The organism is Bacillus sp. IS1 (assembly GCF_032461585.1).
Classification (GTDB): domain Bacteria; phylum Bacillota; class Bacilli; order Bacillales; family Bacillaceae; genus Bacillus; species Bacillus velezensis.
The window spans coordinates 15455-30869 of the sequence record NZ_JAWCWR010000008.1; the positions used below are offsets into that span (position 1 = coordinate 15455).

Genomic DNA, 15415 nt, shown 5'->3' on the forward strand with positions numbered 1-15415 from the left:
AAAACGACCTTATGAGGAGGTCGTTTTTTTGATCACAATTTCTACACGGCGGTTTTCTTTCATATGTCCGGGACTTTTGTTGTCCTTCACAGGTTTCGTATCCGCATACCCGGCAGAGATAAACCGTTTGGCGGAAAAGTCTTCATTCGCGGTAAAATACCGGATCACACTCGCCGCTCTTGCAGACGACAGCTCCCAGTTCGACGGAAATTGATAGGTGGAAATCCGGCGGCTGTCCGTATGGCCTTCTACCTGTATGTCATTCGGAATTGTTTTTAAAAGCACCGCGATCTGATGCAGAACCGGCTCGGCGTTTTTCAGCACATCCGCTTTTCCGGTCTGAAACAGAACGGCCTCCTGCAGCACAAGGACCACTCCGCGCTCATCGCGCTTCGCCGTCAATTTGGAACTCAAATGATGCGCTTTTATGTATGTCTTCACGTTTTGTAACAGCAAATCCTGTTCTTTATTTTCGTTTGCTTTGTCTGATGACGCCGGTTCACCCCCGCTGCCGTTTGTATGAATCGATGAAACGGCAGATTGAAATTTTTCCGCGTCTATTTGCGACATCGAAAAAAGCAATATAAAGAACACGAGAATGAGCGTGATCAAGTCAGCGAACGTCACCATCCATCTCGGTGAACCGCCGGAATGTTCCGGTTTGTTTCTTCTTTCAAAACGCTCTTTTCTAAGCTTCATGGACAGCGCCCTTTTTCTTGTTCGCAGGCTGTCCTTTACGCCAGTCTTCTCTTGAGCTGAAGACGACAAGCTGACTCTCGAGGTTGCGGGGATTTTTGCCCGATTGGATGCCGACAACCCCTTCGATCATGACCTGTTTGATGAAAATTTCACTTTCCGTTTTTTCTTCAAGCTTTGCCGCGATTGGGATAAATACCAAGTTGGCAAGCAGCGCTCCGTACAGCGTCGTCAATAGCGCAACGGCCATGTTCGGTCCGAGGGTATGCGGGTCATTTAAGTTTTTGAGCATGAGAACGAGTCCGACGAGCGTCCCGATCATTCCCCAGGCGGGTGCGAAATCACCGGCTTTTTCAAAAACGCGTCTTCCTTTTCTGTGTCTTTCTTCCATCGCGGCGATCTCAGAATCCATCACCAGCCGGATCGTTTCCTCGTCCCAGCCGTCAATCGCAAGCAAAAGCCCTTTTTTTAAAAACGGATCCTTGATCTCACGCGCCTGGTCATCCAGAGACAGCAGCCCCTGCCTGCGCGCCTGCTCCGAAAGGCTGACAAATACTCTGACAAGCTCTTTCACATTGTCATCCTGACGGGAGAATACCTGTTTCAGAACAGAAGGGGTTTTCTTTAAATCCCTCGGCGGAAAACTGATAAAGATCGCCGCAGCAAGGCCGCCTGTGACGATTAAAAAAGAAGTCAGATCTAAAAATGAACTGATTCCCGCCAGTCCCGTCCCTGACAGAATACCGATTGCGACAATAATACAGCCTAACATAAAGCCAACGGGCGTCAGATAATCAAAACGTTTCATATCTTCTCCTTACTCAAGTAAAAAAGCAAGATTCCACCCCTCAGAGTGAAGCTTGCTTTTCCGTTTTTTTATGACTTGGTTGATTGTCTTAATTCGATGCGGTGAGGCAATTCGACGATATGCTCTTCAACCGGCTCTTTGTTCATCAGTTTTGTCAAAAGTCTCATCGCCACGGCGCCGATATCGTACGTAGGCTGCACGACTGTTGAAAGCTGAGGGCGGACCATCAGGCTCAATCTCGTATTGTCAAAACCGATAATATCAAGATCATCAGGAATCGAAAGACCTTGATCTTGGGCCGCATGGATAATGCCGAGGGCCATTTCATCCGTCGCAGAAAGAATCGCCGTCGGTTTCCGGTCAAGGCCCATCAAGCTTTGAAGCGCCTCCATACCGGAATCATAGGTGTAATCGCCTTCCGCTACGAATTGCTCGTTAAACGGAATCGCCGCTTCTTCAAGCGCCCGTTTGTACCCTTGCAGTTTTTTCGAACGGTTGATCGGCTCTTGCATCGGTCCGGAGACGAATGCAATATCGCGATGCCCTTTATCAATGAAAAGCTTAACGGCATCATAAATCGCCTGTTCATAATCAATGGCGACAGAAGGCGTCTCGCCCTGTTCTTCCACTGATGCCGCCAAGACGATCGGCACAGGAGAGCGCTTAAATTCTTCGACATGCTCGTCCGTAATGTTGCCGCCCATAAATACGATACCGTCCACTTGTTTGCCGAGCATCGTATTTAACAGATGCAGTTCTTTCTCAAGATTTTGGTCCGAGTTGCTTAAAATAATATTATATTTGTACATCGTCGCGATATCTTCAATTCCACGCGCAAGTTCCGAGTAGAAAATGCTTGAGATATCAGGGATGATGACGCCGACCGTTGTCGTTTTTTTGCTTGCAAGCCCTCTTGCCACCGCGTTCGGGCGGTAGCCGAGCCGGTCAATGGCTTCCAATACTTTTTTTCTGGTCGTCGGTTTTACATTCGGGTTGCCGTTCACGACGCGGGAAACAGTTGCCATACTGACATTTGCTTCTCTGGCCACATCGTATATCGTAATGTTGCTCACTGAAACCACTCCTTTTACTGGATACACTTATCCTTATCTATAGCATAAACACTTTATGTAAAGAAATGTCGTACGATTTCGCATTCTGTCGTTTATGATTGTAAGCGTAAGTCAGTAGTGTACATTATTTTTCATTATTCATCAAATTTAAATATCTCTCATGAAATTATACACGTTTTTCCCAGTGATGAAAACGTTCACTTTCATTTTATAATTAAATAAAATGAAGATACGAAAAAAAAGCCGCGCGAGGCGGCCTTTAAAGAGCGGAGTTGTATTATGCTTTTACTTTCAGCATTGGCTTTAATTCGTTCAGCCATTTCTCGAATTCAGGTATATCCATCTGCTGCGCAGAGTCTGAAAGGGCAACGGAAGGATCAGGGTGAACTTCGGCCATCACGCCGTCAGCGCCGATCGCAAGCGCCGCTTTTGCTGTCGGAAGCAGGAGATCGCGGCGTCCTGTTGAGTGTGTGACGTCAACAAACACCGGCAAGTGAGTTTCCTGTTTCAAAATCGGCACGGCAGAAATGTCGAGTGTGTTTCTCGTTGCCGTTTCGTACGTTCTGATTCCGCGCTCACAAAGAATGATTTGGTCGTTTCCTTGTGACATGATGTATTCAGCTGCATTGATGAACTCTGAAATTGTTGCGGCAAGACCGCGTTTTAACAATACCGGCTTTTTAACGGAGCCGGCCGCTTTCAGCAATTCAAAGTTTTGCATGTTCCGCGCGCCGATCTGAATGACGTCAATGTAATCAATCGCTTGCTCAATGTGGGCGGGCGTTACGATTTCACTGATCACCGCGAGGTCATATTCATCAGCGACGCGTTTAAGAATTTGCAGGCCTTCAACGCCGAGACCTTGGAAATCATACGGACTTGTGCGGGGTTTAAACGCGCCTCCGCGCAGGATTTTAATGCCTTGTTTTTTCGCTGCGGCCGCTACTTCGGCAACCTGCTCATAGCTTTCTACGGCACAAGGTCCGACGATGAATCTCTGATCGCCGTCACCGATTTTTTCACCTTTAATATCAACGATCGTATCTTCTGCTTTTTTCTTCCGGGAGACGAGCAACGCTTTGCTGTGATCCTCTTCTTGAAGTTCAAGTCCGGCTTTGAAAATTTCTTTGAAAATATGCTGGATCGTTGAGTTTTCAAATGGGCCGTCATTGCTTTCAATAATGCGGTTAAGCATTGTACGCTCTCTGACAGGGTCAAATCGGTTGACACCCTGTGCTTCCTTTGCTTTACCGATTTCTTTTACAACGGCTCCGCGTTCATTGATTAATTTAAGGATTTCTAAGTTTAGTGCGTCTGCCTGCTGTCTTAGGCTCTCTAATTCCTTGTTGCTCATCTTTTTCATCCCTTCTATGCTATGTTTTATTTTAATGGTTAACATGCATCTTACTACAGTTATGCGAAAATAGGAATATGAAATAATAAATTTTTTCACATTTTACTTTATCACCAAAACGCTTTTAAGCTTTTATGCATTGAAGTAACGTATATTGATATCCTACATGATCCGGCTGAAATGATCAATAGTTTTTTTCAAAAAAAAACCGCCGGTATCAACCGGCGGCCAGCAATTATGAGAGGTGCTGCTCTATTGCGTTTTTTGTGATTTGTGAATGAGACGCGTGCCATTTCACTTCGCCGTTTGTAATGACGAATACTTGCGGGCTTTCATGTTTCACGCCGTATGTCTCGGCGATATAGTTTGAAAGCGGCCGGCTGTCCTGCACCTGCAGGTAATAAGAAGGCACTTCCGAATGCTCCGATGCAAAGGCGTCAAACTCCTGAAACGCGGCTTGGCTGATCGGGCAGGTTGTGCTGTGTTTCAAAAACACGAGCGTGTTTTCTTTCTCAGCGGCATTTTTGAACTCTTCTTCAGACGATATCAGCTGTTTTGTCATGTCGGTTATCTCTCCTTATTGAGGATCAGCGATTTGCCTGACCGGCTTTTTCCCCGGCGTCTTCCGCTTCGGCCTTGATGCTTTGGGCCGTGTCCTGCATTTCGCTTCTCGTCTCTTCGGCTTTCTCGGTTAGTGTGCTCTTAGAACGGTCTTTTAAATCCTTTACTTTATTCATAATCTGGCCTGACTGATCAGCTACCAGCTGGGTGATATTAGATGTTTTGTCCTTGGCGATGCTGACATATTGAGAGCCTTTTTCTTTCGCGTCGGCCGTCATTCTGTCCGTCTTATCCTTTAACGCAGAAGCCTGACTGCCGAGATCGTCGCGCAGCTCCTTACCTGATTTAGGCGCCAGAAACAACGCCGTTGTCGCGCCGATAATTCCCCCGATCAGCGTTCCGATTAAAAAATCCTTACTATTGATTCCATCTTTGCTCATTATGATTCCTCCTTAGTGGATTTTTCTTATGATTAAAGCGATGTTTTTTTCTTTTGCTTCCACTTGTCCCATATTTCCATAGCGGCCTGGCTCCAGGTGACAACCTGACTGATCTTATCCTGATTCTCTCTTACAGAGGCCGTAACGGAACCTGCTGCCTGCTTTATGGATGTATTAAACTGCTGGACGGAAGTTCCCACTTCCTGGACAGCATGGACAACCGTATTTAATTTCTCTGATTTTTCCTGAATGTCTTCCGCGAGACGGTTTGTCTTATGTAACAGCTCGGTTGTCTCTGCGGTAATGCCTTTCATCTGCCCTTCAAGGCCGTCTAAAGTCGAGGCAACGTTTGTTAAGGTCATCTGCACGGACTTTAATGTTTTGGACAGATAGATGACAAGGATGAGAAATGCAACGGCAATGAGTGCGACGCTTAAGTAAAGAATGATGATCATCTAATACCTCCTTATTGCAGGATATAGTGGTATATACCCAATTCTTAAAATGATAAACATATATGAAAGATCTGTATGTATACTATTTCTCCGTTTCTCGGTAAATCCCTTTGCAGCACGCACAAAAAAGCAGTGAGAGCCCCACTGCTTTTTCGTTACGCTATGACGTTTTCATAGGCTCTCATATATTTTTGAATGTCTCCGGCGCCCATGAAGATCAGCACTGCACCTTCATGCGCTTTTAACACGGATGTGTCATTTTCTTCAATGAGTTCTGCGTTATCGATTTTTTCCTGAAGATCCGTGATCGTGAGCTTGCCGACGTTCTCGCGGGCAGAGCCGAAAATGTCACACAGATACACGCGGTCGGCCGCGCTTAAGCTTTCTGCGAATTCATCCAGGAATGATTGCGTCCGTGTAAACGTATGCGGCTGAAATACCGCGATGATTTCACGTTCGGGATATTTTTGGCGCGCCGCCTCAATCGTGACTTTGATTTCAGTCGGATGGTGGGCGTAGTCGTCGATCAGTACCTGGCTGCCGATCACTTTTTCATTGAATCTGCGTTTGACGCCGCCGAATGATTCAAGTCCGAGCTTAATCATGTTCACGTCTATCTCTTCATAGTGGCAGAGCGCAATGACCGCTAAGGAATTGAGGACATTGTGATGGCCGTATGCCGGGATGTAGAACGTATCGTAAAACGTATTGCGGACAAAGACGTCAAATGTCGTGCCTTCCGTATTTTTTACGATGTTTCTCGCTTGAAAATCATTTTCTTCTCCCGTGCCGTAATACACGACAGGCACATTGGCGTGAATTTTCGGCAGGTACTCGTCATCACCGCAGGCAATGATGCCTTTGTTGACTTGAAGCGCCATGTTTTGGAAAGCATCAAACACATCGTCAATGTTGGCGAAATAATCAGGGTGGTCAAAATCAATATTCGTCATAATCGCATAATCAGGCTGATAGCTTAAGAAATGACGGCGGTACTCGCAGGCTTCAAATACAAAGTATTCGCTGCTTTCATTTCCTCTGCCCGTTCCGTCCCCGATAAGAAACGAAGTCGGCTTCGCCTGCTGCATCACGTGTGCCAAGAGGCCCGTTGTGGACGTCTTGCCGTGTGCGCCCGTTACCGCGACACTTGTATATTTTTTCATATATTCAGCTAAAAATTTATGATATCTGATGACAGGAATCCCTTCAGCGAGCGCCTTTGCGATTTCCGGATGAGAATCAGGGAATGCGTTACCGGCGATTACCGTTAAGCCGGGTTTGATGTTATCGGCGCTGAACGGATAGATCGGGATATTTCTTTTTTCAAGGGCAGCCTGAGTGAAAATCTGCTTCTCGATATCCGATCCCTGCACCTGATACCCTGTATCATGCAGGATTTGAGCAAGCGGGCTCATACCTGTCCCTTTTATTCCAACAAAATGATAAACAGTCATAATCGTACCTCCAACAAACGTCTATCTGTTCCCCAGTATATGACGCTCATTTCATTTTGCGACCGCCGCGGGCGAAAAGCCCGCACAGCGGCGCTTCCATTTATTTTTACGTTATCGTCAGTATCTGTAACTTTCTTTTTGATTAAACCTGCCGCATGATATTTCAGCGCGTGACAGTGATGCAGTTTTGATGGTCCATCCACTATCATACCATGTTTGTGAGAAAAATGAACGATATTCTTATTCTTGAGCAATGTCAGCGGCCGTAATCAGCACTTCACGGGGTTTGCTGCCCTTCGCTTCTGAGATCATGCCTTCGGCTTCCATCATGTCAATCAGCCTCGCGGCGCGGTTATAACCGATTCTGAACCTTCTTTGAAGGCTTGAGGTGCTGGCGCTGTTTTGCTCCACGACGAATTGGCACGCCTCAGGAAACAGTTCGTCTTCTTCCTTGAGGGCGGTTCCCTGCCTGATCAGTTCTTCCTGTTCAAACAAATAAGAAGGCGGCAGCTGCTTTCTGACATGAGAGACGACGCGGTCAATTTCTCTGTCGGATACAAAGTTGCCCTGCAGGCGCACCGGTTTTCCGGTACCGTTTTCCCAGTACAGCATGTCGCCTTTTCCGAGCAGCTTTTCCGCTCCCGCCATGTCGATGATCGTTCTGGAATCTACCTGGCTTGAGACGGAGAATGCAATCCTCGTCGGTATGTTTGCCTTGATCATTCCGGTAATGACATCGACAGACGGACGCTGTGTCGCGACAAGCAGATGAATGCCGCAGGCTCTCGCTTTCTGCGCGATTCTGGCAATGCTTTCTTCCACATCGTTCGGCGCGACCATCATTAAATCGGCAAGCTCATCAATAACCACTACGAGGTACGGGAGCTTTTCGCCTGTCTTATGATCGGCGGTTAATTCATTAAAGCGGCCGATATCTCTCACACCCGAATGGGCAAACAGTTCATATCGCCGTTCCATCTCTTCCACAACCCATTTTAACGCGGCGGTCGCGGCTTTGGCGTCCGTGATGACGGGGCTGACCAAATGCGGAATTTGGTTATAAGGCGCAAGCTCGACCATTTTCGGATCAATCAGAAGCATTTTGACATCACTCGGATCCGCCTTATAAAGCAGACTGACCAAAATGGTATTGATGCAGACGCTTTTTCCCGATCCTGTCGCACCCGCTATCAACCCGTGCGGCATCTTTTTCAAATCAATGACGACCGGGTTTCCGGAAATATCGACACCGAGCGCGGCTGTAAGCGGAGACGGATTCGTCCTGAAAGCGGCGCTTCTGATCATCTGCCTTAAATCGACGACTTTGCTTACGCGGTTCGGAACTTCAATGCCGATCGTGTTTTTACCGGGGATCGGCGCCTCAATCCGAATATCCTTGGCAGACAGGCTCAGTTTAATATCATCTGCTAAGTTTGTAATTTTGTTTACTTTCACTCCGGGCTCAGGATGCACTTCAAAACGTGTGACGGACGGGCCTTGTGTGACATGAACGACTTGGGCGCGCACATTAAAGTTTTTCAGTGTAACGTTTAAAAGCTCGCGCTGTTCTTCAATCCACGATTGGTCGTCATGTCTTTGCGCCGGCGGTACGTCCAGAAGCGACAGATTCGGAAAGACATAGCTCGCTCCGCCCTCTGGCGTCTTCGTCTGCTTGTGTTTATCGCTTTTAAGCATCATGACGTTAAACGGTACATTGCGCTCTTTCGGCCGCTCCGCTTTTCTCACAGGCTGAGGCTGTCCGCGATGCTCCGTTTTTTCTTCGGCAGGCCGGGATTGGGCATCGGCCGTCTCGATGCTTGCAGGTTCAGGCTCGGGGTCTGAATGCCGCTCGGCTTCATTGTACTCAGGCTGAGAGTCTGCTTCCTGTTTCGCGTCGGTTTCAGCTGATTCGGACTTGTCTTCAGACTGCGGCTGAACTTCCTCATCGTATCCGGGTTCTGTGTATGTATACACCGGTTCTTCTGCGGTTTCAAAAGGCGGTGCTTTTTCCGGCTCAGGCTCCTGATATTCCTCCTGCGGCGCCGCTTGTTCCTCTGTGTTTTCAGCCGTTCGGGATGCTTCATACTCAGACTCTATTATAGGCTGCGGGCGGGTTTGTTCATGCTCTTGTTCTTCTGTAAAGCCGGCAGACTCTGCGCTTTCCGTGTGCTCCCGCTCTTCAGTCTGCTGCGGTTCTGCTGCTGCAAACACTTGCTCTTTTGCATTCTCAGCCTCGGTGTGAAGCTCCTCTTTTTTAACGGCCGGGATTTCTTCCATTTCTTGTTTCGCAAACGGTTCTGGCCGGTCATTCGTCTGTTTTGTTATGCCGGATGTTGTGAAGACGGGCTCTTTTTCCGTTTCCTGACCGGCTTTTGGCGAAACAAATTGCTCCTCTGACAGCAATGTTACGTTCTCTTCACGCCGCTTTTCGGAAATAGGCGCTTTTTTTATGCTGTGCTGAGATTGAAAGCCGTAAACCGGTGAAGGAATGGATGACGGTTTAAAGGGCTTTTTCACCGTATCAGGCTCTTTATGTGTATGCTGTTTCCGCTCGGTTTGCTCCTGCCCGGCGGCATAACCCCGGGACGGCTGGCGGCGTTCGTGCCTTTCCCGCTGTCTTTGGTTTTGCTCCGTTCGCTTATAGCCGTCCGGAACGACGGGGAAGCGGAAATTCCCTTTCGGATATTCGTAATATATTTTAGGATCTTCCATGCGCGTTAATTTGCCTTCTGGCTGATCCGGTATCTGCTGTTTCGGGATTTGGGCATGCGTGTTCGGTTCACGTTCATGCTCTTCTTCTTTTTCACCTAAAAATAAGTCAAAAAATTTATTCAGCCAACTCATGTTTAATCACTCTCTAACTCCCTTTTTAGTAGTCTGGGACGATATTTAGTATACCATTGCCGGGCGGCTCAGAAAAGATTAAGCTTCTAACTGAAGAAAGCCGTTAAGCAGGCCTGCTTAACGGCTTTCTCTCACATCATTCGATTCTGTGCGCTTATTTATGGGAGTTAGAATTGAAATGCTTCGCCGGCCTCGCGGCTGTCTTCAAGAACAAGAATCCCTTTTTCCGCCGGCGCATCCGGCAAAGCGAGTTCTTTCGCGGAGCAGATCATGCCGCTTGACGGAACGCCTCTTAATTCAGCGTCTTTAATCACAAGTCCGCTCGGCATTACCGCGCCGACTTTAGCGACGACGACTTTTTGCCCTTTGTCCACGTTCGGCGCGCCGCAAACGATTTGAAGGGTTTCCTCTCCCACATTCACTTGGCAGATATTCAGTTTATCCGCATTCGGATGTTTTTCTTTCGATTCAACGTGACCGACAACAAATTTCGGAGAAAGGTCAACCGTCAGCGTTTCTGAAACGCCGTTTCTGTTCAGTATTTCATTCACATCCTGAACGAATGTCTCAGACAAAGCGACGGGGCCGTTGTCCTCAATCTGTAAGTAAGAAGACACGTTAAAAATGTTAAAGCCCGTCGTTTCTTTTGTTTCTTTGTTAAAGATTCTGACGACATCGCCTTCTCTTTCATAGCCGATTTCTTCGCGTGCCGCATCTTTAAGAGAGATCAGAAGCGTATCTCCCACACCTTCTTTATTGTAAAAAGCGTTCATAAGAAAAATCCTTTCTAATCCTTTTTCGGCCGGCTTTTCGCCATGATAAACACAGGTTCCAGTCTGCCTTCATTATACAGAAATGAAAGGGCCGTAATCGGCACCGTGCCGCTTGCAAAGAAGCTCATGGACATTTGCCCTAAAATATCATAACCCGATTCATTTCGAATGTCAGCAAGTATTAATACATCTTGATGCGGGACGGAAATCGCCAATTCGCCTTCAGCGGCCTGCTTGTATTCATGAAGAATCGAATCATTGAGAATCCGGCTGGCGTCATAGCCGTCATTCGCCCTGAAAAAATAAAAATAATTGTCCGCAACCGTATCCTGTTTCACAACCGAAGGAAGAGAGCGGAGATTGAATGACGCCGTCTCCCTGATCCGTTCTTTTGTCCACTTTTCTTTCTCGAGCATACGGCTGTCAATTAAGCGGTACGTCTTACCGAGGTCAAGCGCGTAGTAGATTCTCGTTTCGGCCGTATGGTCATCATACACGAGCGGAATGCCGTCGCTCGTTTGATCGGGAAATGATGTGGAGCGGATGACCGGATAGATTCCGGCTTCCTTTCCGGACATCTCCTGTCCGCTGCCTTCCATCGCCTCCATTGCTTCTGACACATAGTAGACGATTTCGTCGATCGCTTCTTCTTTTTTCGTCTCCCACTTCGCAATGATCGGCGGGAGCTCCAATGTGATGCCTTTTTTGGTCGTTTGATCCTCAACACGGAGGGTGTCTTTTTCTCTGTCAAAAAAGAAGGATCGGTTCTCGTGCTGCAGGCGCTGTTTTAATAAATCCGCCAGCTTCCTTGACGTCATTTTCAAAGCCCGTGGCCTCCTTTATGCTTTAGCAAGGGAATCGGTTAAAAATTGCTCAATTTCTTCTTTTGTTTTACGGTCTTTGCTGACGAAGCGGTTCACTTCTTTTCCTCCGTTAAACACAATAAAGCTCGGAATGCCGTAAATTTCCCATTCCGCGCATGTATCAATAAATTGATCGCGGTCTACGTAGTAATAAGTGAATTCAGGAAAGTCCGCTTCCAGCTCAGGGAGAAACGGCTCCACAAAGCGGCAGTCCGGGCACCAATCCGCTGAAAACATAAATACCGCCCAATCGTCTTGTACCGCTTTTTGCAATTCTTCCGTGCTTTCAATCTTTTTCATTGTCATTCCTCCATCTGGATTATGAGTTTTTTATATGCTGATGTTTGTCCAATTGGATCATACCAGACTGTTTACGGCAAGACCAACTATATGCAATATCATTATCATATTTCATTTGCATTATCAAGCAAGTTTCGTTTACCATTTTGCTTGTAGCCGTACGAAAATCTGAATATGTACATAAGGAGGGGCAAAAGATGCAGTTTGTCGTGTATTTAGCGGGTGAAATCCACAGTGATTGGCGGGATGAGATCAAACAAAAAGCAACGGCGCTGGACCTGCCGATTACGTTTGTCGGCCCGATGGAAAACCATGAACGCTCAGACAATATCGGAGAAGAGATTATGGGCGTGCAGCCCGATTCTGTTTTAAAAGACGCCAGAGCTTCTGATATCAACAATTTCCGTACAGAGGTGCTGATGGAAAAAGCCGATTTTGTGATCGCCCTGTTTGGCGAGAAATATAAACAGTGGAATACCGCGATGGATGCTTCTTATGCCATCGCAAAAGGAAAGCCGCTCATCCTCATCCGTCCGAAAGAACTTCATCATCCGCTGAAAGAGCTTTCCGGAAAAGCCAATATCACGGTCGAAACCGTCAATCAAGCGATGAAAGCACTCTCTTATTTATTTGAAACAGAATAAGCAGGCCGCCTTTATGCGGTCCTGCTTACCTATTTACAATAGAATGGTATCAAATCTTACTTTTCAGACTTTTTTCTCGAATCCAAAAGAATTTGTCCGCAATAAATTATTCCCACAGCCCTCTTTTTCTTCACTTCATTCATAAATTATTTTACTCAACCTCAAACGAACTATATATTTGTTTTCTTTATATGTAAGGAAGGAGAGCGAAATCTGCGCAATAACGGATACATATGCTGCTCGTTGAAATTGATTAAAACCAAAAAGTGGGATACTGCCGATTATTTCGCAAGTTATTAATAATAACTGCTGCCGCAACAATAATTACAGATCCCACAAAAACCGGAAAAGCTAAATAGCTCCAAGCATACGCCCCTTGAATAACTACAATAGGGTCCGCTCCAGCAGGTGGATGAGTAGTCTTTGTAACCGCCATAAAAAATATAGCTAGCCCCACTCCTAAAGCCAATGTCCAGGGATGAGAACCAAGAAGATTATATATAACAAGTCCAGTCAATGTCGAGATGAAGTGTCCGCCAATAATATTTCTAGGTTGTGATAAAGGGGCATTCCACGCTCCGAAAGCCAGTACACAACTTGCCCCAAAAGGCGCCATCAGCCACAGAGATCCAGTTTTATAGGTTATCAATGACAAGATTAAAATTGTTATAAAACCACCTAATAAGCCTGTTGAAGCATCTTTAACATTTACTTTTAAAGGACTTTTTCCTCCTCCTTTCATTTTTTTGAAATAATATCCTTTTTTACTTTGTGGATTTTCTGCTGTTTGCTCAATCTTCAATATAACCCCTCCTTTTCACTAAGTTTAAAACAATTAAAATAACCTGTCAATTTAATTTTAAAGGGTTATAAATCTGAAATTATAATCCTTCTCTCTTTCAAAGATCGTTCTTCTATTCAAAAATGATCTTTTAAGAACGCTTGAAATATCATTTTCCTGTTTGTTACTTTAACCTTTTTTATAATTCAACTGGGTTTTAGCTGCAAATTGGTTGTTTTATGAGCGACATTTTAATTTTCCGTAAAAGCCGTTAAGTTACTTATTGATTGTTTTTTCTAAAAAAGACAAACAACCTTACTCAAAAGAATATTGAAATAAGGCTGTTCATTAACTTTTTATTTATATGTGATTATTCAAAATTAAAGTAAAGTGCAAGATGATTTCGACAATACAATAAAGAAAATTTGTTCTATGTTTTTTTAAGGTGACGGGAAACCTTTTCTCTGTTGCCGCATATCTTCATTGAACACCATTTTCTTCTTCCGGTGTTATCAAGGAATAATAAGACACATTCTTCATTAGCACATCGCTTCATTAACTTGATCTTTTTTGTATATATAAGCGATAAACCTTCATAAGCGATGAGCGATATAATTGCATCATCAATTTTCCCAATCGGAATACGGGCAAGTTTAGCATCGAGAATCTTATATGAAAATGGAGCCGATTCAATCTTTTTTTCTAAAAAAGTGATAAAAGATTCTCCAGGTTCTTCACCATCTGCAATTTTCTCGAAATTTTCTCTTAGTATTGATCGAAACTTTAGTATTTTCTCAACCATCACAGCGGTCAATTCATCTTGTGCATTTTTTAAAGTTAATTGACTGAAAAAAGGGGTTCCTTTCCCCATTAACCTTAACCATTCCAAAAGATCCTCTTTTGACTTTATTAAATTATGACGTTTACCGTAACTCACCACCTCAGTATTAATCAGATCAAGAGGAAGATAGTTAGAGACAAGAGGAAATTTTATGTTTGTCTTTTTTGTCATAAACATACCTCCTTGCAGAACAAATAAAAATTGAAAATGTCACTCGACTTTGTGAAATCGCTACTCATCTCAATGCTTGAATTGGAACAATTTTGATAATAATATTGAGAAGCAATATGTGTTACCTGGCATCATGTAAAAACAGCAGTCAATAAGTATTCAAAAGGACTTATTGACTGCTTATTTTTTTACACATTTTCTCTAATCGTTTCGACCGTCTGTTTGTCACTCGCCATGACCAGCTTAATGAGCATTTCTTTCGCCGCGGCATAATCATCGACATGGATGATAGCGGCATTTGTATGAATGTATCTTGAACAAATGCCGATGACGGCAGACGGAACCCCGCTGTTTGAGATGTGGACCCGTCCGGCATCCGTTCCCCCGCCTGAAGCGAAATATTGATAAGGGATATTGTGCGTTTCCGCCATATCAAGGACGAACTCTCTCATCCCGCGGTGCATGACCGTCGTTCTGTCGAGAATGCGGAGCAGCACCCCCTCGCCGAGACGGCCGAACAGCTCCTTATCGCCGCTCATATCATTTGCCGGGCTGGCATCAAGCGCGAAAAAGAGATCAGGCTGAATCATGTTGGCCGCTGTCTGCGCCCCTCTCAAGCCGACTTCCTCCTGAACGGTGGCCCCGGCGTACAGATTGTTCGGCAGGTCTTTTCCTTGCAGCTCTTTTAATAATTCAATGCTTAACCCGCAGCCGTAGCGGTTATCCCACGCTTTGGACAATATTTTCTTCTCGTTGGCCATCGGGGTGAACGGGCAGACCGGCACGACCTGCTGTCCCGGTCTGATCCCCATTTTGACCGCGTCCTCTCTGTCATCGGCACCGATATCAATCATCATATTTTTGATCTCCATCGGCTTTGCGCGCTGGGCATCTGTTAAAATGTGGGGCGGGATGCTTGAGATGACGCCGATAATCGGTCCGTTATCCGTCTGCACCTCGACGCGCTGGGCAAGCAGCACCTGGCTCCACCAGCCGCCTAGCGTCTGAAATCTCAGCATGCCGTTATCCGTAATCTGCGTTACCATAAACCCGACTTCATCCATATGGCCGGCTACCATAACGGTCGGCGCATCTTCAGCGCCGCGCCTTACTCCGAAAACACTTCCGAGTCTGTCCTGCACGATGTCATCCGCATATTTCGCAAGCTCCCGTTTCATAAAGGAGCGGACCTGATGTTCATTTCCCGGTGCGCCGGGAAGCTGCGTCAGCGTCCGGAAAAGCGTTTTCGTTTCCTCATTCATATTTTCCCCTCATTTCTATGTAATGCTTTTATTTTATTAGAAAAACAACCGTTTTCCAAGCGCTCAGATTGAATGGGCTGGAAAACCGCCGCTTT

16 protein-coding genes are annotated in these 15415 nt (G+C 45.8%); 1 reads left to right on the forward strand and 15 read right to left on the reverse strand.

The window, feature by feature from the left end; genetic code table 11:
* Positions 1-9 precede the first annotated feature (9 nt).
* From motS to RUW00_RS20200, 12 genes are all read right to left on the reverse strand, one after another.
* Positions 10-699 (reverse strand): flagellar motor protein MotS, encoded by a 690-nt coding sequence (gene motS, locus RUW00_RS20145; RefSeq protein WP_003152387.1) that lies wholly within the window; start codon positions 697-699, stop codon positions 10-12.
* The gene (gene motP, locus RUW00_RS20150; protein WP_007408775.1) at positions 689-1504 is read right to left on the reverse strand and encodes a flagellar motor protein MotP; all 816 of its coding nucleotides are present in this window, start codon (positions 1502-1504) and stop codon (positions 689-691) included. The genes motS and motP overlap by 11 nt, the downstream gene beginning before the upstream one ends.
* A 68-nt stretch (positions 1505-1572) precedes the next feature.
* Entirely contained in the window at positions 1573-2577 is a 1005-nt protein-coding gene (ccpA, locus tag RUW00_RS20155) for a catabolite control protein A (RefSeq protein WP_003152385.1), read from the reverse strand.
* A gap of 277 nt (positions 2578-2854) precedes the next feature.
* Positions 2855-3931, reverse strand: coding sequence for a bifunctional 3-deoxy-7-phosphoheptulonate synthase/chorismate mutase (locus tag RUW00_RS20160; RefSeq protein ID WP_003152383.1), 1077 nt, complete (start codon positions 3929-3931; stop codon positions 2855-2857).
* A 235-nt stretch (positions 3932-4166) separates the two neighbouring features.
* Positions 4167-4493, reverse strand: a complete 327-nt coding sequence (gene ytxJ / locus RUW00_RS20165) for a bacillithiol system redox-active protein YtxJ (RefSeq protein WP_014418654.1) — start codon at positions 4491-4493, stop codon at positions 4167-4169.
* A gap of 25 nt (positions 4494-4518) precedes the next feature.
* Positions 4519-4932, reverse strand: coding sequence for a YtxH domain-containing protein (locus RUW00_RS20170; protein WP_003152380.1), 414 nt, complete (start codon positions 4930-4932; stop codon positions 4519-4521).
* Positions 4933-4964: 32 nt separating this feature from the next.
* Complete coding sequence (locus RUW00_RS20175; RefSeq protein WP_007408777.1) at positions 4965-5387, reverse strand: DUF948 domain-containing protein; 423 nt, start codon at positions 5385-5387, stop codon at positions 4965-4967.
* A gap of 155 nt (positions 5388-5542) precedes the next feature.
* Positions 5543-6841: a UDP-N-acetylmuramate--L-alanine ligase gene (murC, locus tag RUW00_RS20180; RefSeq protein ID WP_032873626.1), complete on the reverse strand. Its 1299-nt coding sequence runs from the start codon at positions 6839-6841 to the stop codon at positions 5543-5545.
* A 240-nt stretch (positions 6842-7081) separates the two neighbouring features.
* A complete protein-coding gene (locus RUW00_RS20185; protein WP_267543361.1) occupies positions 7082-9685 on the reverse strand; it encodes a DNA translocase FtsK in 2604 nt (867 codons plus the stop codon).
* 167 nt (positions 9686-9852) lie between these two features.
* Positions 9853-10458 carry a YtpR family tRNA-binding protein gene (gene ytpR / locus RUW00_RS20190; RefSeq protein WP_003152375.1) on the reverse strand — a complete coding sequence of 202 codons (606 nt, stop codon included), beginning with the start codon at positions 10456-10458 and terminating at the stop codon, positions 9853-9855.
* Positions 10459-10472: 14 nt separating this feature from the next.
* A complete protein-coding gene (locus tag RUW00_RS20195) occupies positions 10473-11282 on the reverse strand; it encodes a DUF1444 domain-containing protein (RefSeq protein WP_025649735.1) in 810 nt (269 codons plus the stop codon).
* 15 nt (positions 11283-11297) lie between these two features.
* The gene (locus tag RUW00_RS20200; protein ID WP_014418658.1) at positions 11298-11621 is read right to left on the reverse strand and encodes a thioredoxin family protein; all 324 of its coding nucleotides are present in this window, start codon (positions 11619-11621) and stop codon (positions 11298-11300) included.
* A 197-nt stretch (positions 11622-11818) separates the two neighbouring features.
* Here RUW00_RS20200 and RUW00_RS20205 point away from each other — a divergent pair, with 197 nt between their 5' ends.
* Positions 11819-12265, forward strand: a complete 447-nt coding sequence (locus tag RUW00_RS20205) for a YtoQ family protein (protein WP_014418659.1) — start codon at positions 11819-11821, stop codon at positions 12263-12265.
* 253 nt (positions 12266-12518) lie between these two features.
* Here the strand turns inward: RUW00_RS20205 and RUW00_RS20210 are convergent, their stop codons facing one another.
* From RUW00_RS20210 to RUW00_RS20220, 3 genes are all read right to left on the reverse strand, one after another.
* The gene (locus RUW00_RS20210; protein ID WP_026092269.1) at positions 12519-13007 is read right to left on the reverse strand and encodes an HPP family protein; all 489 of its coding nucleotides are present in this window, start codon (positions 13005-13007) and stop codon (positions 12519-12521) included.
* Between the two features lie 469 nt (positions 13008-13476).
* On the reverse strand, positions 13477-14058 hold the full coding sequence (locus RUW00_RS20215) for a CGNR zinc finger domain-containing protein (protein WP_017418389.1): 582 nt from the start codon (positions 14056-14058) through the stop codon (positions 13477-13479).
* Between the two features lie 188 nt (positions 14059-14246).
* On the reverse strand, positions 14247-15320 hold the full coding sequence (locus tag RUW00_RS20220) for a M42 family metallopeptidase (protein ID WP_014418662.1): 1074 nt from the start codon (positions 15318-15320) through the stop codon (positions 14247-14249).
* Between the last annotated feature and the right edge of the window lie 95 nt (positions 15321-15415).